Origin of the sequence: Rhodococcus sp. C3V (genome assembly GCF_029269915.1) — a bacterium.
In the GTDB taxonomy this organism is placed as follows: Bacteria; Actinomycetota; Actinomycetes; order Mycobacteriales; family Mycobacteriaceae; genus Rhodococcus_F; species Rhodococcus_F qingshengii.
The window spans coordinates 333,053-357,409 of record NZ_JARJBE010000008.1; the positions used below are offsets into that span (position 1 = coordinate 333,053).

Here is a 24,357-nt window from a genome sequence, read left to right on the forward strand (position 1 = left end):
TGCTCTACCACCCCGTACTGTCAGTGCGACCAGCAGAAGACCTACCGAGTAGTTAGAGGAGCCTGTGGCACGCCGACCCACACCCCCCGGAACCCCGCAACCCACCGGGATCGGACATATCGTCGATCTGGTTCGCCATGCGATTCCGCCACTTCATCCCGCCGGCCTGCCGTTCGTGCTGGCCCCGCTGGGAGTTGCAGCTCTGGGCCGCAACCGTAAGTGGGTGCGCCGAGCCGGTCTGACCACCGCCGCCGCATGCGCCACGTTCTTCCGTCACCCGCACCGGGTGCCGCCCAACCGCATCGGCGTCGTCGTCGCACCCGCCGACGGCGAGGTGGCGTTGGTCGACAACGCCGTTCCGCCCGCCGAGCTCAATCTCAGAAGCGAGCCGCGCCCGCGCGTCAGCATCTTCCTGTCGGTTCTCGACGTGCATGTCCAGCGCAGCCCTGTCGGTGGAACGGTCAAAGAGGTCGTTCACCAGGCAGGCAAGTTCCTCTCCGCAGATCTCGCCGACGCCAGCGAGGTCAACGAGCGCAACAGCATGCTGATCGAAACCGCCGATGGTCACGAGGTTGCGGTTGTCCAGATCGCGGGACTGCTTGCACGCCGCATCGTCTGCTACGCCGGTGTCGGTGACGTCCTGCCGATCGGCGACACGTACGGACTGATCCGTTTCGGCTCACGCGTCGACACCTATTTCCCCGCCGGAACCACACTCCTGGTCGAGCCGGGACAACGCACGATCGGTGCTGAAACAGTTATCGCGCAACTGCCGTGAAGACGCCGAAGATGAAGTCAGCCGTGAAGAAGCCGGGAGCAGCCCAACCCGGCGCGAAGATGCCCAAACGCACCCAGGCGGTGCGGTTGCTGCCGTCCGTCATCACCATCCTGGCGCTGTGCGCCGGGCTGTCCGCCGTCAAATTCGCTCTCGACGGACAACCCGGTACCTCGCTCGCGATGATCGGCGCAGCTGCCGTCCTCGATTCACTCGACGGCCGCATCGCGCGACTGCTCGACGCCACCAGCAAGATCGGCGCCGAACTCGACTCACTGGCCGACTCCATCTCCTTCGGCGTCGCCCCGGCCCTGGTCCTGTACGTGACCTTGCTGGACGGCACCAGCATCGGCTGGATCATCGCGTTGATCTACGCGGTCAGCATCGTGTTGCGACTCGCACGTTTCAACACCCTGCTCGACGACGACGACGTCCCCGCGTATGCACGTGAGTACTTCGTCGGCGTTCCGGCTCCGGCCGGCGCACTCATCGCCCTCACTCCCCTGGCCGCGACGGCTCAGTGGGGTGACGGCTGGTGGTCTTCGCACTTCGTCGTCATCGTGTGGACGCTCTTCTCGGCTGCACTGATCGTCAGCCGCATCCCGACGCTGGCGATGAAGTCGGTATCCGTGCCGCCGCACATGGCGGCCGGCCTGCTCGTCCTGGTGACGTTGGCTGCAGCCGCACTCATCACCTACCCGTACATCCTGCTGATCGTTCTCATCGCGATCTACCTGGTGCACATCCCGTTTGCCGTGCACTCGAAGCGGTGGGTGGCAGCACGTCCCGAAACCTGGGACATCAAGCCTTCCGAACGCCGCGCGATCCGACGCCAACCCAACGTCGGTGGCCGCCGCTCGGCCGCTCGTCTCGGATTGCGGCGACCCCGCTAGTCCACGACGTACTCTCGAGAGGTGACTTCGCCGGAACTCGCCCTCACCGTTCGACTCAACACCTCTGCCGCCGACCTACGCCGCGGGGTCGTGCGCTTGCACCCCGAAGCGTTGGCGGCGTTGGGCATCCGCGAATGGGATGCCATCGCACTCATGGGAGCCCGCGGCACCGCGACCGTCGCGGGCCGTGCATCCACCGGAACCCCGGCAGGCACGATCCTTCTCGACGACGTCACCATGTCGAACGTCGGCCTGACCGAGAACTCTTCCGTCGTGGTCGGTCCGGTGACGGTGTACGGAGCGCGATCCGTCTCCGTCACCGGCTCGTCCATGGCGACAAATTCGATCAGCTCGACGGTTCTGCGACAAGCTCTTCTGGGCAAGGTCGTCAGCGTCGGCGACACGGTCTCGCTCCTCCCCCGCGATCTCGGTCCGGGTACGAGCACTTCCGAAGCCACCCAAGCGCTTTCCCGTACCTTCGGCGTCGCGTGGACATCCGAACTGCTCACCGTCACGGCCGTCGAACCTGCCGGTGGTCCGGTCAGCGTCCAGCCGAATTCGGCAGTCAACTGGGGTTCCGGCTCGGCGGGCACACTGACACCGAGTGCGCTTGTTTCCAGTCCGGCCGCCGTCGCGATCGAGCCTGCACCGTCGGTTCCGCTGGATCACCTCGTCGGCGCGCAAGCGCAGGCAGCCAAGCTGACCGAGTGGCTCGGCCTGGCACTCGACGAACCAGAACTGCTCCGTACGCTCGGCGCCTCACCGCACCTCGGCGTCCTCATCACGGGCCCCGCCGGCGTAGGCAAAGCCACGTTGGCCCGCTCGGTCCTGTCCTCGCGCAAACTGGTCGAACTCGACGGCCCGGGAGTCGGTGCCACCGAGGCGAATACCCGCCTGCAGCGAATCGTCGACGCCGTTGCTGCCGTGCGCGGCGGTGGCGTACTACTGATCAGTGACATCGACGCTCTGCTTCCGGCCACCGCGGAACCGGTGTCCGCACTGATCCTCGAACAACTGCGCAGCGCCGTCGCAACCCCGGGCGTGGCATTCGTCGCGACCTCCGCCCATCCGGAGACCGTCGACGCGCGCCTTCGCGGCCAGGATCTCTGCGATCGAGAACTCGCACTTACCCTGCCGGACGGCGCAACTCGCAAGGCGTTGCTCGAACTCCTGCTCCGCCGCGTGCCCACCGGAACCCTCGAACTCGACGCCATCGCCTCGCGCGCACCCGGATTCGTGGTCGCCGACCTCGCGGCGCTCTGCCGTGAAGCTGCATTGCGAGCGGCGACGCGGGCGTCCAAATCCGGTGATTCTCCGGAGATCACGCAGGAAGATCTTGTCGGTGCCCTCGAAGTGATTCGGCCACTGTCTCGTTCGAGTACCGAAGAACTGTCGATCGGCAGCGTCACCCTCGACGACGTCGGCGACATGGTCGAAACCAAACAGGCCCTCACCGAAGCGGTGCTGTGGCCGCTACAGCACCCCGACTCCTTCGCACGCCTCGGTGTCGACCCACCCCGCGGCGTGCTCCTCTACGGCCCTCCCGGCTGCGGTAAGACGTATCTCGTTCGTGCCCTTGCCAGCTCAGGTCACCTCAGCGTCCACGCCGTCAAAGGTGCGGAGCTGATGGACAAGTGGGTCGGCGCCTCCGAAAAGGCCGTACGCGAGTTGTTCCAGCGCGCACGCGATTCGGCGCCCTCGTTGATCTTCCTCGACGAAATCGACGCCCTTGCCCCGCGTCGTGGTCAAAGTTCCGACTCCGGGGTGTCGGATCGCGTCGTAGCCGCGTTGCTGACCGAACTCGACGGCGTCGAACCGCTACGCGACGTCGTGGTGTTGGGCGCCACCAACCGACCGGATCTGATCGACCCGGCTCTCCTGCGCCCCGGCAGACTCGAACGTCTCGTATTCGTACCGCCGCCGGATGCGGAGGCTCGCAAAGCGATTCTGCGTGCTTCCGGCAAGTCGGTACCGCTCGCCGAAGATGTCGATTTGGACATTCTGGCCGTCGATCTCGAGGGATACTCGGCAGCAGACTGCTCGGCTCTCCTGCGTGAGGCTGCACTCGCCGCCATGCGTCGGAGCATGGACGCGGCCGACGTGACGGCCGCGGACGTGGCAACCGCCCGTGAGAAGGTACGTCCCTCACTCGATCCCGAGCAGGTGGCACACCTACAGGCGTACGCGGACAACCGATAAGGACTGACCATGGCTGCTGATCTGGTTCTGCACGGCGACATCGTGACCATGCACGAGGAATCACCACGCGCCCAGGCGCTCGCCGTGACGGGCGGCCGGATCACAGCCGTCGGCGCGCGCACGGACGTCGAGAAACTGGTGGGGCCGGATACCCGCGTCGTCGACGTCGGAGGTGCCGCTGTTCTGCCGGGGTTCATCGAGCCACACGGTCACCCTTTGGAAGAAGCCATCGTTCTCGGGCCTGACGTCGTCGACATCCGGCCTGTCACGATCGCCGAGGCGGACGCCGTAGTTGCTGCCGTCGTCGACACTGTTCGTTCGCGAGGTGCTGCCGGCGCTTCTCTGAACGGTTGGGACCCGTTGCTGCAGAAGGGCCTACCCGACCCGACCATCGACTGGCTGGACTCCGTAGCGCCGGAGTACCCCCTCGTGATCATGCACAACTCGGGACACGTCGCGTATTTCAACACGGCGGCAGCAGTGCAGGCCGGCATCACCCGCGATACCCCCGATCCGATCGGCGGATCGTACGGCCACGACGCGACGGGCGCACTCGACGGAGCCGCGTACGAAATGCCTGCGGTGTTCGCAGTCGCGGGCCACGCAGTCACCATCGGTGACGACTTCCCCGCACTGGTGGCGGCCGAATGCGCCCGGCTGAACGCCGCGGGAATCACCACCATCGCCGAATTGTCGTTCGACCCCAAGATGCGGCCCGCCCTGGCAGCGATAGCCGACGCCGGACTCCTCACCACCCGCCTGCGGCTCTACGAGATGTCCAACGACGCACGCACTACCGAGGCGTCGCCGGGCGACGGAAACGACCTGGTGTGCCAGATCGGCATCAAGGTCTGGTCCGACGGTTCGCCGTGGGTCGGCAACATCGCCACCAGTTTCCCGTATCTCGATACCGAAGCCACCCGTGCGCTCGGGATCGCCTGCACGCACGGGCATGCCAACTACACCGGCGAACAGATCCACGACATCAGTTCCGCTTACTTCGCCAAGGGGTGGCAGATGGCGTGCCACGCCCACGGCGACGACGCGATCACCATGGTTCTCGACGCGTGGGAGCAGCTTCTGAAGGAGCACCCCCGGCCCGATCACCGGTTGCGCCTCGAACATGTCGGCGCGATGCGTCCGGATCAGTTCGCCCGCGCAGCGGAACTGGGCGTCACGGTCAGCATCTTCATCGACCACTTGCACTACTGGGGTGACGTTCTGGTGGATGACCTGTTCGGCCCCGAATACGGATCCGTCTGGGCCGCAGCAGGATCTGCACTCGCGGCCGGGCAACGGTTCACCTTCCACAACGACGGTCCCGTCACCCCCGCCAATCCGCTACGAAACATGCAGGACGCCGTCACCAGGCTTTCGCCCAGCGGTCGCGTCGTCGCACCCCAGGAACGGATCCCCGTGGACGCCGCCGTGCGCGCCCATACGGTCAACGCCGCTTGGCAGCTGTTCAGCGAAGATCACATCGGGTCCATCTTTCCCGGCGCCTACGCGGATTTGGTTGTGCTGTCGGCAAATCCCCTCGACGTCGAGCCGGCCGAGCTGGCCGACATCACGGTGCTCGCCACCGTCCTGGAGGGCCGGACGGTGTACGGGGACCTGAGCGCGATCGACTGATCGGTCGCCGCGGACAAGACTGTTGCCCTCCCTGCTCGAGTTCCAAGGATCGTTGCGAGAACGGAAACGACGCTGGGTGGTCTCAGAGTTCGGTGTGGACGTCGTCAACGACCTGGGCAATCGCATGTTTCGCCCAGGCCGTGATCTGCTCGTTCGTGTCGCGGTAGTACGGCAAGGCAACCAATGCAATCGACAGAGCCCATGCGCGGCCACGCGTCCAAGTGCCCTCGTCCACGTCAACATGAAGCCGGAATGTATGCCGAGTGCTCGGCGTCAGCAGAGTCCATGCAATGAGGTAGTCGAGATTGCCTGCCGCAAATCGAATGAAGATCCGAAAAGTCCCAAAAATCGGAATTGTCGAAAATTATTGCATAGGAACAGTTTTCGAGATTCAAGTCTTGTGTTCGAAACTTTGTTCGATTAGACTTTGAGCATGGACAGTCGGGAAGCGTGGCAGCTGGATGGTGAGGGCCTCAAGAGTGAGGTTCTGGATCTGGTGCGCGCCCGGCACGAGTTGCAGTCGCGGATGGTGTTGCTGATCGTCGAAATGTTTTCCCGGGACGTTCTCGGCGGGAAGGGTTTTCGGGCGATCGCACAGTGGTTGCACGGGTCGACGAATCTGGAGATCGGCGAATGCAGCCTGCTGGTCGGGTTGGCGCGGTTGCTGATGCTCGAACCCGTGGTGGGCGATGCGTTTCACCGCGGTGACGTTGATGCGTTGAAAGCCCGTCAGGTGGCGTCGTTTTGTCAGCATCCACCGAAGAACATGACGCCGGCGGATGTCGACAAGGCCCGCGGGATCTTGTTGGGGTTGGCGTCGAAGAACATCGTGGATTGCGATGCGGTGCGGGCGGCGATCCGGCGGATCGAGAAGCAGTACGGCAAGCGTGAGGACGGCGTTCCGGTGGGTGAGGATTCGGAGCGTAACGAGTTCTACGCCTCGAAAGGCTTGTACGGGCGGGTGACCGTGAAGGGTGATTTGGATGCGGTGAACGGGGCGCGTCTGATCACGTTGTTGTCGAGCCTGTCTGCGCCGATACCGGAGAAGGACGGCGTGAAGGACACCCGTACTCCGGCGCTGCGGCGTGCGGACGGGTTCTGCGAACTACTGCGGCGGTACGAGCGGGCGGGGTTGGGTCCGATCGAAGGCGGGGTGAAACCGCACATCACGGTGACTGCGTCGGCGAAAGACATGACCGACCTCAAGGCGTTGAAAGACCTCCTGCCGTCCACGGAGGAACTCGGGTTTGCGTGGGCGGATTGGGTGGGCCCGATCAGTATCGATACCGCGCGGATGTTGGCGTGCGACTGCACCGTGACGCGGATCTTGTTGGATGCGAATGGTGTTCCGCTCGACTGCGGTAAGGAAGCGAGAACGGCGACGGTTCCGCAGCGCCGGGCTCTTGCGGTTCGGGATGGTGGGTGTGCGTTTCCGGGGTGCGGGACACCGTCGGGGTGGTGCGATGCCCATCATATTGTTCACTGGAACGATGGTGGCCCAACGGATCTCGACAACCTGATCTTGTTGTGCGGTCATCACCACCGGACGATGCACCACACCGAATGGCGGGTGGAGATCGGGCCGGATCGGAAAACAGTGTTCTATCCACCGATGTCGATCGATCCGTATCAGCAGCCGATCGGCGGGAACAGCCCACCGACAGCAGCCTGAAGTGAAACAACTCGAGACGCGAGCACCGGGGCACGATCATGCCCCGGTGCTCATGCTGCGTTCCGCCATCTTCGCGGAGACGTACGGCCTACCAGCGGTTCCGAACCTCCTCGGCAAATCCGAGGAGATCTCGAACCACCACGGAGGTACCGTCGTCGAGGATTACTGTGCCGGAGAACTTTCCGAACACCTGATGCTGAATCGAACGCAGCACCCCGACGTCGAAAGTCGCGGCACGGTCGATGATCGGCTCGAAAGTCATCTCGAAGCGACCATCGTTGCTCGAGAAGTTCCACGGAGCGCCGTCGTACGTTCCCTGCGGGATGCCGAAGTCGATCCTGTCCAGTTTGTGTGCCCGCCCTCCGACAAACACGATGTTCTCGCTGGCCGCCGTAGTATCGCCGAAGCCGTACCCGATGTTGAATCCGAACCGCTCGCCGTTCACCAGTCCGGATGCAGAACCCCAGTACCAGGTGTTGTCGTAAGTCCAGACTCCCCTGCCCCAATCGAGAACGCCGAACGAGTCCTCCGAGCGAAATGTGAAGTCGTCGCTCCCGATTCGCACGGTCCCGGCAGCGGGCAGGCAGTTGATCTTCTGGTTGTAGTAAAACGAACGGGACGCCTTCGGAAACGGTGTGGCGATCACCATCCGGTCATCGGCAGGACTCGCCAGGAACAAATCGGCATGAAGACCTCGCCCACCGTCGAAAGCCGGGTAGTCGACAATCAGGTGGCGCCCACCGTCCACATGGCGAAACTCGAAGCGAGCTTTACCTTTCGACACCACCACATCACCTTCGTCCGCGCTTTCGGGCAGACCGAGCCTTCCCATCGGGAACGGCAGCATCACGTTTTCGGTGATCTCGTGTGGTGTTCGGAAATCGAGCCAGGAGACTCCGAGCAAGCCCATGTACCCGTTGTCGGCGACGGTCAGCGCGATGCCGTAATCCGCAGTGAGAACGCAGTAGTAGTCCCACTCCTTGATCCGGAACTTGGGAGCGGTGATCGCAGAGCGTCGATACTTGCGAATCTCCGATGGGGCCCAACCCGTCTCGACCAAATGTCCGCCATCGTCGAGAAGCGGGCCGGGCGACATCAGTGTCTGCATTCTTACTTCCAGCGTCCCAAGATCTCGTTCGCACGGTTGGCCAATGCCATCTGGAAGAACGGACCGAAGCTCACACGTGCCACTCCGAGCGGCCCGAAACTTGCCGGATCGTCCTGGTCCGGGATTCCGATCGCGTTGATCGGAAGTGGAAGTTCGGACGTCAGGCGGCGCTGGGTCGCGTCGTCATGCCGCCCGACGGGGTAGAGAACGTCGGCGCCGGCGTCGGCCGCCAGCTTGAGGCGTGCGATGGCGCGATCGACGCGATCGGCCTCGTCACCGACCTGCTTCACGAACAGGTCGGTGCGCGCGTTGACGACAACGTGAACTCCGGCTGCGTCGGCGGCCTGACGAAGCCCACCCACGAAGTCGGCGTGCTCCTGCGCCTCGCGCAAGCGTCCGCCTTCACTGTGAACGGTGTCCTCGATGTTGAGTCCGACAGCGCCGGCATCGATCAACCCGTCGATGAGAACTGCCGGCTCGAGCCCGTAACCACCCTCGATGTCCACCGAGATCGGGGCGTCGACCGCACCGGTGATCTGCTTGATCCGGTGCAGAAGTTCGTCGAAGGTGATGCCCTCGTTGTCCGGCTTGCCGATGGAATCGGAAACCGGATGACTGCCTACCGTCAGGGCTGCAAAACCGGCAGCCACCGCAAGATTCGCCGACCACGCGTCCCATACCGTCGGGAGAATGACCGGATTACCTGGCTGGTGCAACGCCAATAGAGCAGTTGCCTTGTCGTTGATCGAAGTCATGCGGTGGCTCCTCGAGATCGTGGGGTGTACCTCTCACCTACCGACTCTAGTGAGCGACCGGGCAGCCTGTGCTCTTGTAATCGACCTGGAACTCCTTGATGCCGTTGATCCAACCCGAGCGCAGACGGCGCGGATCACCGATCTTGGTGATGTCCGGGACGTTGTCGGCGATCGCGTTGAACATCAAGTCGATCTCCATACGAGCGAGGTTGGCACCGATGCAGAAGTGCGCGCCCGTTCCGCCGAAGCCCAAGTGCGGATTGGGGTTACGAGTGATGTCGAACGTCATCGGGTTCTCGAAGACGTCCTCGTCGAAGTTCGCGGAGCTGTACAGCATCACCACGCGCTGCCCCTTCTTGATCGACACTCCTGCCAATTCCGTGTCCTCGAGCGCGGTGCGCTGGAAGGCGGTGACGGGTGTCGCCCAACGGACGATCACGTCGGCCGTCGTCTTGGGACGTTCCTTCTTGTACAGCTCCCACTGCTCGGGGTTGTCCAGGAACGCGATCATTCCGTGCGTGATGGCGTTGCGAGTGGTCTCGTTCCCTGCGACCGCCAGGATGAGCACGAAGAACCCGAACTCCTCCGGGCTCAAGGAGTCGCCGTCGATGTCGGCCTGGACCAGAGTGGTGACGATGTCGTCTGCCGGGCAGGTACGACGTGCGTCTGCCATTTGGTACGCGTATCCGAGGACCTCGGTGGACGCGACTGCCGGATCACCCTGGTATTCCGGGTCGTCGTAGCCCATCATCTCGTTGGACCACTTGAACAGCTTGTCCCGATCGTCCTGCGGTACACCGATCAGATCCGCGATCGCTTGGAGCGGCAGCTCGCTGGCAACCTGCTTCACGAAGTCGCCCGGGCCTTCGCTCACAGCGGTGTCGACGATGCTCCGTGCACGACGGTCCAATTCGTCGCGCATGCCGTTGATCGCGCGAGGCGTGAACAGCTTCGAAATCAGCTTGCGGAGCTTGGTGTGCTCCGGTGCATCCTTGTTGAGCAGAAGATGCCGGAGCATCTCGACGGCCTCACGTGGCATGTCGTCGGCGAAGCGCGCGATCGCGGTGTTCTCCCAGCTCGAGAACACATCGCTGCGCTGGCTGACCTCTTTGACGTCAGCGTGACGCGAGACCACCCAGTAGCCCTCGTCCTGGAATCCACCGACCGTCGGCGGCTGCTCACACCACCACACGGGTGCGTTGCGACGCAGTTCGGCGAATTCCTCGAAAGGGATCCGCTCCCCGAGGACAGCAGGATCGGTGACGTCGAATCCGGCCGGCAGGTCAGGCGTGCGTGTTGTGTCCGAGATGGTCATGGCGTCCTCTGATCGGTCGAATGTGCGCTACACCACAGAGTAGCTTTCACTAACGGACTGTCAAGTGAAAGACGGAGAGTCTCGTGCAACTGACCCGTGAGAGCCCCCGCAGCACTAGGATCCTGGTAATGACAGATACCTCCGGCAGACTGACGCTGCGAGAGAAGCAGAAGCAGCGAACCCGCGCAGACCTCGTGGATGCCGCCGGCGCGCTCTTCACCGAACGCGGATACGCGGCTGTCACCGTCGAGGACATCGCCGGCCGGGTCGGTTGCAGCCGAGCCACCTTCTACCTGCACTTTCCCGGAAAGATCGACATCCTCAAGGCGCTCGGCTCGAACACCGTCGTATCCAGCACCCTCGCCATATTCCAGGATCTCGACCACGTACTCGATTCCGGTTCGCGCGAAGAATTCGCCGGCTGGATCAACCGCGCTCTCGACTGGTGCCGCGATCACCACCACATGATGCGGGCGTGGGACGAGGCCATGGTCCTCGAACCCGAGTTCCGCACACTGGCCCGCGAAGGCATCTCTGCACTGCCCAACGCGATGCCGTCGTACCTCGCCCGTTGGCCGCAGAATCGACACGACGAGGCGAAACTCCGGGTCGAACTCCTGCTGACACAAGTCGAGCGCTTCTTCATTCGCTGGGCGGAACAGGGCGCGATCACCGCGGGTGCGGACGTCGCAGCAGACGTTCTCACCGACATCTGGTTTCCGGCACTCACGCCGCCCACGACCGATGTTGCGGCACCGCGATAGGTTGGCCCGATGCCACTCGATCTTCGAGCGATCCTCACCACCGTCGCTGCGCTCCTGTCCGGGATACTCGCGGCGCTGGCCCTGACCAATCCGGTTCTCCGTGACTGGGCCATCGTGGCCTCTCCGTCGGAAGTAGATCGCTGGATCAGCAGTGGACCCACCGCTGTCGGGCTCGGCGCCGTGGTTGCCGTGCTTGCCTGCGCACTCTCACAGCGTCGCGGCTCCCGTCGGGCAGCCTGGATCGCGATCACCGTCGGGGTCGCCGTCATCGCGATCATTCGGGCAGTCGTGCCCGAGGTTGCGTCACTGGACCTGCTGATCGCCTTGATCATCGTCAAAAGTGTTGCAGCCGGTGCGATTCTGGGTTGTGTGGTTGCCGTCAGTTGGGATCGCACCGCCACGAAGAACGCCACCCTCCTCGGCGTGCTTGCCGCCTTCCTCGCGGTTCGCACGTTCGCCGGCGGGACGGGCCGGATGAGTACGTCTTCGGTAGGTGAGCCGTCGTGGTGGCTGATCGGCGCCACGGCCGCAGCAGCAATCGCCTGTGCAGTGACCGCGCAATCCGGCTTCCGGATCCGCAAGCCCGACGCGGGCGAAATCCGCATAGCGCTCGTGGTGATCGCCGCGCTGGCGATCGGGCATCGAGTGCTCGGCGCCGTGATCGATCGCCAGCAGTACGCGTCCGAGGCAACTGCCTGGATCGTCATGGTCTTGGCAGCGGGCGCTGCGCTCGCGTTGACATGGATCGCCGCCTACCGTCTCGGCGACACCTCCGGTGCTGGTGGCAAGTTCCTCTGGGCCGCAACCGCTCTGGCCGCTGCGTCGGCTCCGCTGTTCGTCGACATCGCGAAGGGTTCCGGCCACTGGGGAGACCTGAAGTCCCCCTGGGTACTGGTGCTTTTCGCAGCCCTGCCGGTCGCCGTCGGATTGCGACTGCACAAGCAGGTGCCAAACCTCGTTCCCATCGTCGTTCTCGTTGCGGTACCGCTGTCAGAACTACTGCCCTTCGACTCCGCGCACGGTGTCTGGTCAATCGCACTGAAGATCGCCGCACTGGGCCTCGCCGCCGGATTGCTGTTCGGTGCCCTGGCTCCCGGCAGCCTGGTCGACGCCACACTCGGACTCGCCATTCCCTTTGCCGCAATGACCTTCTCGTCGATCGCTGTTCTCACCGATCAGCTCGCTTTCCCACCGATGATGACGTCGATATACATCCAAGGCCAGCTCGATATCGATGCGGTCTCTCCCCACGGCGACGGAGGATTATTCGGACGCGGCGTCGGAATCACCGTCGACTACGTCACCCCTCAGACCGTCGGCACTGCAATCCTCTTCGCCTTGATCATCGGCTTCTGCGGTGCAGCGATCCTCCGACGGTCCCATCCACCCGTCGACACCACGGAATCTCGGATCGAACCGGAGCCAGTCGACTGACACACCGTCACCGGACTGAGACCTGCTATTGCGGTGCAACTGGTACCGGATTGACTATTTTGGAGCAGTGCCCATCGCCCGCAGGACGCTGCTCGTCGCGCTGAGTGGCGTGACGGCATTCGTCGTCACCGTCGTCGCCTTGGCACCGTTCGTGAACAGCCAGTCGACGTCGATTTCGACGGGCGACAGGTTCTGGTCGATCTCGACGATCGGCGCCGGCGTTCTGGCTGTGGTCGCGGTCGGGACAGCCGCGATGATGGCCCGCTGCCGGTTGCGGACCGCGGCCATGACGGTCTTCGGTGGACTCCTACTCGAACTGCCCGGGCTCTACGATCACAACTTCGAGGCACTCTCACCCGTGGGTGCGGGAGTCGCTGTCGGCGCGGTCACGGTTGCTGCCGCTCCCCGGGTCCGAGCCGCTTCCGTCGCGGGAACGATTGTTGCCGTGCATGTCTCGGATTCACTCCTCGACGAAGACGCTATTCCTCGGCGGTACGCGGACTACATCGCCGACAACACCAACCAGTTTCAACCACCAGTGTTGGGGGCAACACTGCTCGCGCTCGCTTTGGCCGCCGCCTGCGTCGCCGCGTTCTGGTTCCACGACTTCGACAAGGACCACCCCAAGGAACGGATGGCCGTTCGACCGGTGACTATCGCGGCGGTGCTCACTCTCTTCGGGGTCGCTGCGAATTGGTGGTTCGAGATCACCACCGTCACGGCGGCGGTGCCTCTACTACTCGTCGCGCTGGTGATCACGGTGATCTGCGCGCGGGTGCTGGGCGACGGCAGTCGAATCCTGCTGATGTGTACCGCTGCCGTCGCAACTCTGGCGGCGGTCTCGGCGAACCGTCCCGCAACCGAAGCCATGGAATGGTCGAAAACCCCCGCCTCCACCGCCGTCGTGATCGGACTCGTCATCGTCGCCGCGGCAGCGATCGGCGCGATCGCTCCCTCGCGAGTCGTCGGCTACGGATTGCTCCTGACGGTCACGGTCGCCGGGATCGTCAGCTACGCCACGTCGCCGTCGCCGAAGATCGGTGACGTTCTCACGATCAGCGATCTTCTTGTCGCCTTCACCGCTGCGGTCGTCACATACGCGATCGCCAGCGCGATGTACCGAGAGCCACCGCGGACCGGAGCGTCGCGAGCACTCGTCGGACTCGGTGTCATCTTCGGCCCGACGGCGCTGGCCCTGCTCGTCTATCCGCAGTTCGACTACGGATGGACGGCGTACACGCCGCTCGACGAGAACAAGCCCTTCAACGGCATCACGACGGTCGGCCCGTTCGAAATCTCGACCGACATTCTGATACTCGACGCCGTGGCGCTGATCATCGTGGCCGTCTGCGCCTACGTGAGTCTCCGATTGGGGCGGATCAATCGATCCGTTCCTCCGCCGATCAGTCGATCAGATCCATCGACGCCAGGCGATGGAACACTTTGAGCGATCCGGGCGCCACCTCGTCCATCGCTGCGTACTCGGCGAGCGTGAAGTAGCGGAACTCGGCGATCTCGCTGGTCGGGTGCGGGTCTCCGGCCATCTCCGCCAGATAACAACTCATGTGCAGGCCCGTGTCCGCGGAATGTCCGAAAGCGTGAGCCTCGAAGACGTCGAGGAACGTGACCGTCCCGTCGACCAGATCGACGTCGAGTTCCTCCCGAATTTCGCGGTGCAGTGCCTGCTCGGGCGTCTCCCCCGGGTCGATCTTTCCGCCGGCCATGTAGAACGCCGTCTTGCCCACGGAGCGGGTCTGGATCAGCTTGCGGTCACGAATGTGTGCAAGGGCAGCGGTACGGATGATCGTGGTGGGTGTCGACGAATTCACGTCGTCCAACCTACGTGTATCAGCTAGTGCCGATGATGTCCGAATCGACTCGCTGCACATCGAAACTGCCACGCCCGGTAATATGTACGCAAAGACAACCTCTCCGACAAGGTGAATTGTCTCGTTAATCCGATAGGTTCGATTTTGTTCGGACACCCCGCCGCCCGCTGACAACACGACGGAGTGCCTTTTGCTCGCTATCTTGCTTGCCCATGCCGTTGCCGCCCTCTTGGCTCCGCTTGTGGTGCGCAGGTTAGGGCGAAACGGCTTCTTCCCCCTCGCGATAGTCCCCCTCGCCGGCCTCGGCTGGGTCATCGACAAATGGGGCACCGTCGAGACGCTGCACATCACCTGGGTTCCAGGGCTGTCGATGGACATCGACTTCAGGTTCGACGCGCTTTCGGCCATCATGGCCGTGCTCGTCCTGGGTGTCGGCACGCTCATCCTGGTCTACTGCGCCCGCTATTTCACCGACGACGAACCTCGACTCGGTATCTTCGCCGCCGAGATGGTCGCCTTCGCGGGTGCCATGTTCGGGCTAGTGACCAGCGACAACATGCTGCTTCTCTACGTGTTCTGGGAACTGACAACGGTCCTGTCGTTCCTGCTCGTGGGTCACTACGCCGAACGCGCCACCAGCCGCCGCGCCGCGACCCAGGCACTGCTGGTCACCACCGCGGGTGGTCTGGCGATGTTGGTCGGCATGATCATCCTCGGCCAGGTCGGCGGCAGCTACAACCTGTCCGAACTGGTCGCGAACCCGCCGACGGGGTGGCTCCCGTCCGTCGCGATCGTCCTGATCCTGATCGGTGCGCTCTCCAAATCGGCAATCGTGCCCCTGCACTTCTGGCTTCCCGGTGCAATGGCCGCGCCAACCCCTGTCAGCGGTTATCTTCACGCTGCTGCAATGGTCAAGGCCGGTATCTACCTCGTCGCGCGCCTGGCTCCCGGGTACGCCGATTCGCCGCCGTGGCGCATCACCATCATCAGTTTGGGTCTGCTGTCGATGATCCTCGCCGGTTGGCGAGCCATGCGCGCGTACGACCTCAAACTCGTCCTCGCCTTCGGAACCGTCAGCCAACTCGGCTTCATGATGGTCCTGGTCGGCATCGGCACGCGTGACGCCGCCCTGGCCGGCATGACGATGGTCGTGGCGCACGCGATGTTCAAGGCCGCACTCTTCATGGTCGTTGGCATCATCGATCACACGACCGGTACCCGTGACCTGCGCAAACTTGCTCACCTGGGTAAAGCGGCACCCGCTCTCGCGATCATCGCGAGCCTCGCTGCCGCCAGCATGGCCGGTCTGCCACCGCTACTCGGATTCGTCGGCAAGGAAGCCGCACTCGAATCGGTGCTCGAAACGAACGCGCTCGGCCACTGGTCGTCCATCGCCGTCGTCACGGTGATCGTGTTGGGCTCGATCCTCACCGTCGGCTACAGCGTCCGCTTCATCTGGGGCGCCTTCGGACGTAAGACCCTGAGCAAGCCCAGCCCAGCCGTGAGCAAGATGCACAAGCCGGGTTGGCTGTTCCTGTTCGCGCCCGGCCTGCTCGCTGTTCTCGGTCTGGCCGCCGGCATTCTCTCGCCCCAGCTCGAGAAGCTGCTGACCCCGTACTCCACCACACTGGCCCCCGGACCTCACGCCGACTACCACCTCGCGCTGTGGCACGGATTCAACACTCCGCTGCTGCTCACCTGCATCGTCATCGCCGGCGGCATCGCGCTCTACATCGCGCAGCGTCAGATCAGCCGACTGCACTTCGAGCACCCGCCGCTCGGCAACGCCGACCGTATCTACGACGCGACCCTGCGCGGCATGGACACCATCTCGATGCGCCTGACCGGTGCCACTCAGCGTGGTTCGCTCCCCCGCACACAGTCGACGATTCTCGCGACGCTGGTCGTTGTGCCGCTGTTCCTGCTGATCATCGACACAGATGGCGGCGGAGTCGACCTTCGGATGTGGGATTCACCCATCCAGTTCACTATCGCGCTGATGATGATCTCGGCCGCCATCGCCGCGACGCTGATGCGCAACCGACTCGCCAGCGTCATCCTCGTCGGACTCACCGGCTACGGCTGCGGCGTGTTGTTCGCGCTGCACGGCGCACCCGACCTCGCGCTGACCCAGTTCCTCGTCGAGACACTGACACTGGTGATCTTCGTGCTCGTGCTCCGGAAGTTCCCCGCCGAAGTCGACGAGAGCAAGGCGATCGGCTTCAAGTGGCCGCGCGCCGCACTCGCTGTCGCCGTCGGTATCACCGTCACCACCATCGCGGCCTTCGCGACCAATGCCCGAAACACTCGTCCGATCTACGAGCTGCTTCCCGACGCTGCCTACGACCTGGGCAACGGCAAGAACGTCGTCAATGTCCTACTCGTCGACATCCGCGCATGGGACACCCTCGGTGAGATCTCGGTGCTGCTGGTCGCGGCAACTGGCGTCGCCAGCCTCGTCTTCCGCAACCGCCGGTTCGGTATCGCGCCGCGCGTCGCGGACGCCCCCTCCGTCATCGTCGACAAGGCAGCTGCCAACTCGGACACGACGTGGTTGCGCGGCGGAGACCTCATCGATCCTCGACACCGTTCGCTGGTTCTCGAGGTCACCACGAGGTTGATCTTCCCGACCATCATGGTGTTGTCGATCTACTTCTTCTTCTCCGGTCACAATGCCCCCGGTGGCGGTTTCGCCGGAGGCCTGACGGCGGGCCTGGCGCTGGTACTTCGGTACCTCGCCGGCGGACGCTACGAACTCGGTGAAGCCGTACCCATCGACGCGGGCAAGATTCTCGGCCTCGGTTTGGCGCTGGCCGCGGGCACCGCCCTGGTGTCGCTGTTCCTCGGCGCCCCAGCGCTCTCGTCCGCCGTCTTCGAGTTCACACTCCCGCTCATCGGCCACGTCAAACTGGTCACCGCACTGTTCTTCGACCTGGGCGTCTACCTCATCGTGGTCGGCCTGGTCCTGGACGTACTCCGAAGTCTCGGCGCCCGCCTCGACGCAGAAATCGAGGTGAAAGCACCATGAGCGCAAACATCGGAATGCTGATCCTGATCGGCGTCCTCACGTCGGCCGGTGTCTACCTGCTGATCGAACGAAGCATCACTCGGATGCTGCTCGGTCTACTTCTATTCGGCAACGCCATCAACCTCTTGATCCTGACCGTCGGTGGATCGGACGGGAATCCGCCCATCGTCGGCCGAGATTCGGTCCACGAGGAAATAGCGGATCCGCTCGCCCAGGGCATGATCCTGACGGCGATCGTGATCACGATGGGTATCGCCGGCTTCGTTCTGGCACTGGCGTACCGGTCTTACAAGATCAACACCGCCGACGCCGTCGAGGACGATCCCGAGGACACCAAGGTTCTCAAGCGTCGCCTGCCTGCCGACGCTCCCGACCACGACCGCTCCGACGACCCGGTCACCGGTGCCCCGAGCATCGGCGGCGACGCATTCGACAAGGACGGCAACCCTATTCCCCTCGAACAACTGGTCAACCTCGAGGACATCGAATGCTACGACGACCTCCACGACGGCGACTTCGAGGACGAACCGGTACCCGACTGGGCCACCGACCTTGCTCGTAAGAAGGAATCCGAGAAGCGGCGCAAAGACGCTCGCCAGACCAAGATCGAGGGAGGTGGAGGCGCATGACCATCTCGGACAACCTGATGGGAGCCCTTGCGCCCCTGCCCGTCTTGATCCCGATGCTGGCCGCAGCTGCGACGCTGGTCGTCGGCCGACGTCCTCGTTTTCAGCGCGTGATCACACTGATCGCGCTCGTCGGCGTCGTCGCGGTGTCGGGCTTGCTGCTCTACCTCGCCGACCGCGACGGTACGACGGCCGTTCAGGTCGGCGGCTGGGACTCCCCCATCGGCATCACACTCGTGGTCGACCGTCTCTCGGCGATGATGCTCGTGGTCTCGTCGGTGGTGTTGCTCGCCGTCATGATCTACGCGATCGGTCAGGGTATTCGCGACGGCAGCGAGGCCCAGCCGGTCTCGATCTTCCTGCCGACCTATCTCGCATTGACTGCCGGAATCTCCAACGCGTTCCTCGCCGGTGACCTCTTCAACCTCTACGTCGGGTTCGAGGTTCTGCTCGCCGCGAGTTTCGTGCTCCTGACGCTCGGTGCCAGCGCCGACCGCGTCCGGGCCGGCGTCTCGTACGTGATGGTCTCGATGGTGTCCTCGCTGATCTTCCTGGCGGGCATCGCCTTCGCCTACGCGGCGACCGGCACCCTCAACATGGCCGACATGGCCCTGCGCTTCGACAACATTCCGCCGGGCACACGAACCGCCATCTTCGCTGTCCTGCTCGTGGCGTTCGGCATCAAGGCCGCGGTCTTCCCGCTGTCCGCGTGGCTACCGGACTCGTATCCGACCGCGCCCGCACCGATCACCGCCGTCTTCGCCGGGTTGCTCACCAAGGTCGGTGTGTACGCGATCATCCGCGCGCACTCACTGCTGTTCCCGCAAGGAGAACTCGACAACGTACTGATGGTGTGCGGCCTGCTCACGATGGTGGTCGGCATCATGGGTGCCATCGCGCAGAGCGACATCAAACGTCTGCTCTCGTTCACACTGGTCAGCCATATCGGTTACATGATCTTCGGTATCGCACTGTCCACGACGTCCGGGCTGTCCGGCGCGATCTACTACGTCGCCCACCACATCATCGTGCAGACGACGCTCTTCCTCGTCGTGGGTCTGATCGAACGACAAGCCGGGTCGTCGTCGCTGCGCCGTCTCGGCGGTCTGGCGGCGGCCAGCCCGATCCTCGCGATCGTCTTCCTGATCCCGGCGCTGAATCTCGGTGGTATCCCGCCGTTCTCGGGCTTCATCGGCAAGGTCGCTCTCCTTCAGGCCGGTGCGGCCGACGCCAGCGCGTTGGCTTGGATCCTCGTTGCCGGCGGCACGATCACCAGCTTGCTGACGCTCTACGCCGTCGCCCGCGTGTGGACCAAGGCTTTCTGGCGAGCCCGGGCCGACGCGCCCGAAGGCGACCTCGCCGACGTCAGCCCGTCAGCGTTGATCGACGAGTCCGAAGAGGACATCGCGTTCGTCGACCGCGAGGATGTCGGCAAGATTCCGCTCTTCATGCTGATTCCGACGGTCGGACTTGTCATCGTCGGTCTGGCACTGACGGTGTTCGCGGGCCGGATCATCGACATCAGCGACAGAGCGGCGAAGGACCTGCAGGACCGGTCCATCTACATCGACGCGGTTCTCGGCAACCACCGGCCCGTGCCGGTCGACGAAGCTCCCGTCGCTGCAGACGACCCCGCAGCCGTTCCGAATACCGAGGCCCCGAACACCGACGTCCCGAATACCGAGGAGGCTCCGCGATGAAACGCGAACAGGTACTCCGCGTCGGGATCCTGCTGTGGCTGATGGTCGTATGGATCCTGTTGTGGGGCAACATCAGTTTCGGCAACATCTTCGGCGGACTCGCCGTCGGCCTGATCATCATGGTCCTGCTTCCCCTCCCCCGCGTACCGGTCGAGGGTCGGGTACATCTGCTGTCGATTCTGCGTCTGTTGTGGATGATCGTGTACTACGCGATCCAGTCGAGTATCCAGGTCGCGTGGCTGGCGATCCGTCCGTCGCCGCCGCCGGTCACCGGAGTTCTGCGGTACCAACTCGGGATCAAGTCCGACCTGGTTCTCACCCTGTGCATCGACGTTCTCAACCTGATCCCCGGCACGATGGTTCTCGAGATCGACCAGAACCGACGCATCGTCTACGTCCACGTGCTCGACGTCGGCTCGCAGAAAGCCGTCAGCGCGTTCTACCGCTCGGTGGAGGACCTCGAGCGGTTGTTCATCGCGTCGTTCGAACGTGATTCGGACTGGCAACCCAGCCCATGGCACCAGCGCGACTACGAATTCGATGCACCCCGGCAGGAGGACCAACCATGAACGGGTTCATCACCACGATCTTGATCATTTCCGGAGTGATTCTGCTGATCGCCGCCGTACTGACCACGTTCCGATTGCTCGACGGTCCGAGCTCACTCGACCGCCTCGTCGCCCTGGACACGATCATCGCGGTCTCGATGTGTGGACTCGCGGTCTGGGCCGCGTACAGCAAAGACACGACCATCGTTCCCGCGATCGTCGCGCTGGCGCTGGTCGGCTTCATCGGTTCCGTGTCCGTCGCGCGCTTCCGGGTGAGTGACCAGTGATCGGCAACATCCTCGACACGATCGGGGCCATCTCCATCTTCCTCGGCGCGCTGCTCGCGCTGACCGCCGCGGTGGGAATCGTTCGCTTCCCCGACACTCTGCGTCGTATGCACGCGGCCACGAAACCTCAGGTGGTCGGACTGATCTTGGTCCTGATGGGCGCCGTGTTCCTGCTTCGTGGGAGCGTCGACATCTGGATGTTGGTCCTGGTGGGCATCTTCACGCTGCTGACGGCGCCCGTGATCGCGCACAGCGTCGGCCGAGTCGCCTACCGCGAACAGCGCGAAGAGGACGACCTCATGAAGATCAACGAGCTGGAAGACCCGGACTCTCTCCTGTAGCGGCATCCCACTCGCCGTCGCGCTCGCCCCACACCGCAAGAGCAGTGCCGGGGCGGGCGAAGAAGGTGGCGAAGTACGCCACCGACATGAGAACCAGGACAGCCATCAGCAGCGGCCCGAAGATCGCCGGGTACTCGGCCATCTGCACCGCAGCGAACCGGTACGAGAGCAACAATCCCGCGAGTAGTGCCGAGCCACCGATCAACAGACGCACTCGGAACCACCCCCAGCCGCGCTCCGGATCCCGTAGCGCCGCATCGAGGGTCAAGCACAGGACGGCACCGGCAATGAGGTCGACGCCGTAGTGGAATCCGAAGCCGAGCGTCGCGGTCAGCGTCGCAACTAGCCAGAACGATCCCAGGCTGCGAATCCACCACGGTCCGCTGCGCGAGTGGATGAACAGCGCGACTGCCCACGCGGTGTGCAGGCTCGGCATGCAGTTTCGCGGTGCGGCGTCGTCGAACGGCAGCGACGACGGTGATGCGAAGTCGAAGTTGGGCACGATGTTCGGCCAGTAGTCACCGATCTGGAATCCGAACCCACGTGGACCGAAGGCGAACACCGGGCCGACCACCGGGAACAGGACGTAGAAGATCGGGCCGATCAGCCCGATGAGCAGGAACGTGCGCAGCAGGTGATGCGACGGCCATCCCTTACGTACTTGATAGAGAGCAACCACGATCACTGCGACGGGTAGTTCGACGTAGATCCAGTCGAGGGCTGCGGCACCGACGGGGCCCATGGCGTCGACGATCTGGCCCATCACCCACGACGGATTCCCGAGAGCCTGGTCGGCGAGAAAGACGTACTCGTCCCACACGTCGGTGCCGACGAGAATGGTGATCTCCAGCCACGTCTCGGCAACCTTGGCCGCGATGATGAGCAACGCGCCCAGCGCGACGCCGTGCAGAACGCTGAGTCGACGCTCACCGGACAACTTCCACACCGCGTACACCGCGATGGCCGTCAGCACCCAGGTGCCGCCGGTGCCCATAGTCAGCGGTCCACCCGAGAACCAGCGGATCGCGCCGACGACCACGTCGATCACGACGGCCACGGATACCGCGTAAATGCGTTCTTTGTTGTTCAGTCCGACGAGCGCGAGAGCGAGGCCCACCCAAGGCATGGTCGCGGAGCGGGGAACGAGGAAGTAGTCACCGAACAGGCTTTCCACCGGACCGAGATAGCCCTTGTACGACGCGAACGCCTGCACGCCCAGGACCAGCAGGGTCAATGCTGCTGTGCCGATCAGAAGGAGTCGGTGAGAACTCGACCACGAACGGTCCGACTGTCCGGGTGCGCCCCCTCGTTGGGACCAACTGTCTATCAACACCGGACAATAGTAAACGGCGTGTGAACTGAATATGGACACCCACTGGACAAACGGTTGGTATGCCCGGATTTCCAGTCCGCGAAACAGTCCTTCGCACTGTGAACCTGCTAGGTGCCCAACTCTGCGACCAAGGCGTCGACGACCGCAACCAGATCGCCGCCCGTCGCTTCCGCTACACGACGTTGCCGCTGGTAGGACGCGCCGCGACGGGGAATGTCCGCCACCGACGCCAACTCGTCCGCGCAGCCGAGCGAGACCGCGATCGGCGCCAAGTCGTCGAGTAGGCGATCCAGATCGTCAGTGACGAGGCACTCGTTTGCGTCGGAGTCGAGGATGATCTCGGCGTCCAGTCCGTATCTCGCTGCGCGCCACTTGTTTTCCTTGACGTGCCACGGCTGCATGTTCGGCAGAGTCTCACCGGCACTCAGTCTGCGGTCCAGATCGACGATGAGGCAGTGGACCAGAGCAACGAGAGCACCCAGTTCAGCGCGTGTCGAGACGCCGTCGAACACCCGGACCTCGATGGTTCCCCACTTCGGCGCGGGACGGATGTCCCAGTGCATGCCACCGATCTTGGTGATCACACCGGTCTTCATCTGGTCGTCGATGAACGACTCGTATTCGGCCCAGTTCTCGAACTGGTACGGAAGGCCCGCGGTGGGGAGCTGCTGGAACATCAACGCGCGATTGGACGCATAGCCGGTGTCCACACCGGCCCACATCGGCGAGGACGCCGACAGCGCCAACAGGTGCGGATAGCGCTGCAGCAGTGCGTTGATGATGGGGAAAACGCGATCCGCGGACGAGACACCCACATGAACGTGCACGCCCCAGATCAGCATCTGCCGACCCCACCACTGCGTGCGTTCGATGAGTTCGTCGTAGTCGGGTGTCCGGGTGACCAGCTGCGTCGACCATTGCGCGAACGGGTGCGTGCCCGCGCTGATGAGGTCGACGCCGAGCGGATTCGCAGCGCGGCGAAGCAGATCCAGTGACCTGTCGAGATCACTCATCGCCTCGCCGACCGTCGAATGAATACCCGTGACGAGTTCGACGGTATTTCGCAGTAGTTCCTTGGTGATGTGCGGGGTTTCGGAGCCGGCAAGCTCTTCGACCGCCGAAAACACCTCGGCTGCTGTGTTGGAGAGATCTCTGGTCTTGCGATCGACCAGCGCGATCTCCCACTCCACGCCCAGCGTCGGGCGCGGCGAACCTGGAAATGGAACTACCACGCAGAGAATCCAATCACAGTGTCGGTAAAAACACCGTGCTGGCTACTGCGTGGTAGTCGCCGGAAGTGATGCAAAACTCAGGTGAGTTTGTCAGCTCTTGGTGATGACACCGCAAGCAACGCGTCCGCCGGCGTCACCGGTGTCGAGGGTCTGCTGATCCGGTGCCGGCGCGTAACGCGTCGGGATGTTGCCGAAGTTGTCCGCTCCGGCGTGGATCATGACGGATGTTCCACCGTTTGCGACCAGTTCGTCGACGGTGAATGCATCGGTCGTGGTGACCAGTGTGGCGGTGCCGTCTTCGAGGACCTGAACCGAAGTGAGGTCGCCGCTCGCCGGGTGGCCCGTGTGACCCTCGGCCTGGAAGTGTCCGCCTGCCGAGAGGAAGTTACCCGGCTCTCCGCCGCTGGGGGCAACGGAATTGGTCTCGCACTTGGCGACCTGGTGGACGTGGAATCCGTGGAAGCCGGGGGTGAGGCCCTTGGCGTCGAGGGTGACCTTGACGTCGCTACCTTCCTGCGCGAACGTGACCGTTCCGACCTTGGCGCCGTCGGTGCCGTTCAGCGTTGCGGTGACCGTTTCGGCAGAAGCGCCGGCGTGAGCCGTCTCGGAACCGTGGCCGCCCGCGCTTTCGTGCGCGCTGGGATCGGCTGCACCGGTCCACACCGGAGGAGTCGTGCCGGGGACGCTGCTGGGCTCTTCGCTGTTACTGCAAGCGGTCAAGCCGAAAGCGGCAATCGCGACTACAGGGGCAACGACGCGCCAGGACATACGCCGGGTGCTGCTGGGGGCCATCGAACCGCTCCTTTGAGGTGGCGAGAAAGTGCTTCTGATCATAACGGCGCGTGTAGTAGCTGGAACCGACGGGTCAGTTCCACCTTCACGACCG

General features: G+C 63.8%; 22 protein-coding genes. 14 read left to right on the forward strand and 8 right to left on the reverse strand.

Annotated elements, in window-relative coordinates; translation table 11 throughout:
* Window positions 1-64: 64 nt before the first annotated feature.
* The 4 genes from P3G66_RS21870 to P3G66_RS21885 are packed head-to-tail and all read left to right on the forward strand — an operon-like array spanning window position 65 to window position 5,499.
* Entirely contained in the window at window positions 65-778 is a 714-nt protein-coding gene (locus tag P3G66_RS21870) for a phosphatidylserine decarboxylase (RefSeq protein ID WP_276117096.1), read from the forward strand.
* A 59-nt stretch (window positions 779-837) separates the two neighbouring features.
* On the forward strand, window positions 838-1,668 hold the full coding sequence (locus tag P3G66_RS21875) for a phosphatidylcholine/phosphatidylserine synthase (RefSeq protein WP_029254795.1): 831 nt from the start codon (window positions 838-840) through the stop codon (window positions 1,666-1,668).
* A gap of 21 nt (window positions 1,669-1,689) precedes the next feature.
* On the forward strand, window positions 1,690-3,867 hold the full coding sequence (locus tag P3G66_RS21880; RefSeq protein ID WP_276117097.1) for an AAA family ATPase: 2,178 nt from the start codon (window positions 1,690-1,692) through the stop codon (window positions 3,865-3,867).
* A gap of 9 nt (window positions 3,868-3,876) precedes the next feature.
* Complete coding sequence (locus tag P3G66_RS21885) at window positions 3,877-5,499, forward strand: amidohydrolase (RefSeq protein ID WP_276117098.1); 1,623 nt, start codon at window positions 3,877-3,879, stop codon at window positions 5,497-5,499.
* An 82-nt stretch (window positions 5,500-5,581) separates the two neighbouring features.
* Here P3G66_RS21885 and P3G66_RS21890 read toward each other — a convergent pair whose 3' ends face one another.
* Window positions 5,582-5,734: a hypothetical protein gene (locus P3G66_RS21890; RefSeq protein ID WP_007733703.1), complete on the reverse strand. Its 153-nt coding sequence runs from the start codon at window positions 5,732-5,734 to the stop codon at window positions 5,582-5,584.
* 198 nt (window positions 5,735-5,932) lie between these two features.
* Here P3G66_RS21890 and P3G66_RS21895 point away from each other — a divergent pair, with 198 nt between their 5' ends.
* Window positions 5,933-7,171 (forward strand): HNH endonuclease signature motif containing protein, encoded by a 1,239-nt coding sequence (locus P3G66_RS21895; protein WP_276117099.1) that lies wholly within the window; start codon window positions 5,933-5,935, stop codon window positions 7,169-7,171.
* Between the two features lie 88 nt (window positions 7,172-7,259).
* Here P3G66_RS21895 and P3G66_RS21900 read toward each other — a convergent pair whose 3' ends face one another.
* Genes P3G66_RS21900 through P3G66_RS21910 form a run of 3 tightly spaced genes read right to left on the reverse strand, consistent with a single transcriptional unit; the run spans window position 7,260 to window position 10,349 of the window.
* Entirely contained in the window at window positions 7,260-8,279 is a 1,020-nt protein-coding gene (locus tag P3G66_RS21900) for a DUF2804 domain-containing protein (RefSeq protein ID WP_276117100.1), read from the reverse strand.
* Between the two features lie 2 nt (window positions 8,280-8,281).
* Complete coding sequence (locus P3G66_RS21905) at window positions 8,282-9,034, reverse strand: isocitrate lyase/phosphoenolpyruvate mutase family protein (protein ID WP_003945055.1); 753 nt, start codon at window positions 9,032-9,034, stop codon at window positions 8,282-8,284.
* 46 nt (window positions 9,035-9,080) lie between these two features.
* Entirely contained in the window at window positions 9,081-10,349 is a 1,269-nt protein-coding gene (locus P3G66_RS21910) for a cytochrome P450 (RefSeq protein WP_276117101.1), read from the reverse strand.
* Between the two features lie 128 nt (window positions 10,350-10,477).
* On the opposite strand from P3G66_RS21910, the gene P3G66_RS21915 reads away from it, so the two are divergent.
* From P3G66_RS21915 to P3G66_RS21925, 3 genes are all read left to right on the forward strand, one after another.
* Complete coding sequence (locus P3G66_RS21915; RefSeq protein ID WP_003945046.1) at window positions 10,478-11,113, forward strand: TetR/AcrR family transcriptional regulator; 636 nt, start codon at window positions 10,478-10,480, stop codon at window positions 11,111-11,113.
* 9 nt (window positions 11,114-11,122) lie between these two features.
* Window positions 11,123-12,547, forward strand: a complete 1,425-nt coding sequence (locus tag P3G66_RS21920) for a hypothetical protein (RefSeq protein WP_276117102.1) — start codon at window positions 11,123-11,125, stop codon at window positions 12,545-12,547.
* Window positions 12,548-12,614: 67 nt separating this feature from the next.
* Window positions 12,615-13,994 carry a hypothetical protein gene (locus P3G66_RS21925; RefSeq protein WP_223304380.1) on the forward strand — a complete coding sequence of 460 codons (1,380 nt, stop codon included), beginning with the start codon at window positions 12,615-12,617 and terminating at the stop codon, window positions 13,992-13,994.
* Here the strand turns inward: P3G66_RS21925 and P3G66_RS21930 are convergent.
* Window positions 13,951-14,376, reverse strand: a complete 426-nt coding sequence (locus P3G66_RS21930) for an NUDIX domain-containing protein (protein ID WP_007730102.1) — start codon at window positions 14,374-14,376, stop codon at window positions 13,951-13,953. The two genes, P3G66_RS21925 and P3G66_RS21930, sit on opposite strands and share 44 nt — an antisense overlap.
* A gap of 190 nt (window positions 14,377-14,566) precedes the next feature.
* Here P3G66_RS21930 and P3G66_RS21935 point away from each other — a divergent pair, with 190 nt between their 5' ends.
* The 6 genes from P3G66_RS21935 to mnhG are packed head-to-tail and all read left to right on the forward strand — an operon-like array spanning window position 14,567 to window position 20,906.
* Window positions 14,567-17,404: a Na+/H+ antiporter subunit A gene (locus P3G66_RS21935; RefSeq protein WP_007730104.1), complete on the forward strand. Its 2,838-nt coding sequence runs from the start codon at window positions 14,567-14,569 to the stop codon at window positions 17,402-17,404.
* Window positions 17,401-18,033, forward strand: a complete 633-nt coding sequence (locus P3G66_RS21940; protein ID WP_003945054.1) for a Na(+)/H(+) antiporter subunit C — start codon at window positions 17,401-17,403, stop codon at window positions 18,031-18,033. The genes P3G66_RS21935 and P3G66_RS21940 overlap by 4 nt, the downstream gene beginning before the upstream one ends.
* Window positions 18,030-19,730 carry a Na+/H+ antiporter subunit D gene (locus P3G66_RS21945; protein ID WP_003945059.1) on the forward strand — a complete coding sequence of 567 codons (1,701 nt, stop codon included), beginning with the start codon at window positions 18,030-18,032 and terminating at the stop codon, window positions 19,728-19,730. Before P3G66_RS21940 ends, P3G66_RS21945 begins: the two co-directional genes overlap by 4 nt.
* The gene (locus P3G66_RS21950) at window positions 19,727-20,299 is read left to right on the forward strand and encodes a Na+/H+ antiporter subunit E (RefSeq protein WP_003945063.1); all 573 of its coding nucleotides are present in this window, start codon (window positions 19,727-19,729) and stop codon (window positions 20,297-20,299) included. Before P3G66_RS21945 ends, P3G66_RS21950 begins: the two co-directional genes overlap by 4 nt.
* Window positions 20,296-20,565: a monovalent cation/H+ antiporter complex subunit F gene (locus P3G66_RS21955; protein WP_003945061.1), complete on the forward strand. Its 270-nt coding sequence runs from the start codon at window positions 20,296-20,298 to the stop codon at window positions 20,563-20,565. Before P3G66_RS21950 ends, P3G66_RS21955 begins: the two co-directional genes overlap by 4 nt.
* Window positions 20,565-20,906, forward strand: a complete 342-nt coding sequence (gene mnhG / locus P3G66_RS21960) for a monovalent cation/H(+) antiporter subunit G (protein ID WP_085989592.1) — start codon at window positions 20,565-20,567, stop codon at window positions 20,904-20,906. The genes P3G66_RS21955 and mnhG overlap by 1 nt, the downstream gene beginning before the upstream one ends.
* Here the strand turns inward: mnhG and P3G66_RS21965 are convergent.
* The 3 genes from P3G66_RS21965 to P3G66_RS21975 all read right to left on the reverse strand — a co-directional run bounded on the left by P3G66_RS21965 (window position 20,872) and on the right by P3G66_RS21975 (window position 24,263).
* Window positions 20,872-22,239, reverse strand: a complete 1,368-nt coding sequence (locus P3G66_RS21965) for a phosphatase PAP2 family protein (RefSeq protein ID WP_275233035.1) — start codon at window positions 22,237-22,239, stop codon at window positions 20,872-20,874. The two genes, mnhG and P3G66_RS21965, sit on opposite strands and share 35 nt — an antisense overlap.
* A 107-nt stretch (window positions 22,240-22,346) precedes the next feature.
* Window positions 22,347-23,471 carry a glutamate--cysteine ligase gene (locus P3G66_RS21970; RefSeq protein WP_003945034.1) on the reverse strand — a complete coding sequence of 375 codons (1,125 nt, stop codon included), beginning with the start codon at window positions 23,469-23,471 and terminating at the stop codon, window positions 22,347-22,349.
* 90 nt (window positions 23,472-23,561) lie between these two features.
* Window positions 23,562-24,263, reverse strand: coding sequence for a superoxide dismutase family protein (locus P3G66_RS21975; protein ID WP_007730117.1), 702 nt, complete (start codon window positions 24,261-24,263; stop codon window positions 23,562-23,564).
* Window positions 24,264-24,357 lie beyond the last annotated feature (94 nt).

Coding starts and splice junctions, on each gene's coding strand:
- P3G66_RS21885 (WP_276117098.1), top strand. CDS start 3,877: ATGGCTGCTGATCTGGTTCTGCACGGCGACATCGTGACCATGCACGAG.
- P3G66_RS21905 (WP_003945055.1), bottom strand. CDS start 9,034: ATGACTTCGATCAACGACAAGGCAACTGCTCTATTGGCGTTGCACCAG.
- P3G66_RS21940 (WP_003945054.1), top strand. CDS start 17,401: ATGAGCGCAAACATCGGAATGCTGATCCTGATCGGCGTCCTCACGTCG.
- P3G66_RS21950 (WP_003945063.1), top strand. CDS start 19,727: ATGAAACGCGAACAGGTACTCCGCGTCGGGATCCTGCTGTGGCTGATG.
- P3G66_RS21975 (WP_007730117.1), bottom strand. CDS start 24,263: ATGGCCCCCAGCAGCACCCGGCGTATGTCCTGGCGCGTCGTTGCCCCT.
- P3G66_RS21900 (WP_276117100.1), bottom strand. CDS start 8,279: ATGCAGACACTGATGTCGCCCGGCCCGCTTCTCGACGATGGCGGACAT.
- P3G66_RS21915 (WP_003945046.1), top strand. CDS start 10,478: ATGACAGATACCTCCGGCAGACTGACGCTGCGAGAGAAGCAGAAGCAG.
- P3G66_RS21910 (WP_276117101.1), bottom strand. CDS start 10,349: ATGACCATCTCGGACACAACACGCACGCCTGACCTGCCGGCCGGATTC.
- P3G66_RS21920 (WP_276117102.1), top strand. CDS start 11,123: ATGCCACTCGATCTTCGAGCGATCCTCACCACCGTCGCTGCGCTCCTG.
- P3G66_RS21955 (WP_003945061.1), top strand. CDS start 20,296: ATGAACGGGTTCATCACCACGATCTTGATCATTTCCGGAGTGATTCTG.
- P3G66_RS21895 (WP_276117099.1), top strand. CDS start 5,933: ATGGACAGTCGGGAAGCGTGGCAGCTGGATGGTGAGGGCCTCAAGAGT.
- P3G66_RS21875 (WP_029254795.1), top strand. CDS start 838: ATGCCCAAACGCACCCAGGCGGTGCGGTTGCTGCCGTCCGTCATCACC.
- P3G66_RS21945 (WP_003945059.1), top strand. CDS start 18,030: ATGACCATCTCGGACAACCTGATGGGAGCCCTTGCGCCCCTGCCCGTC.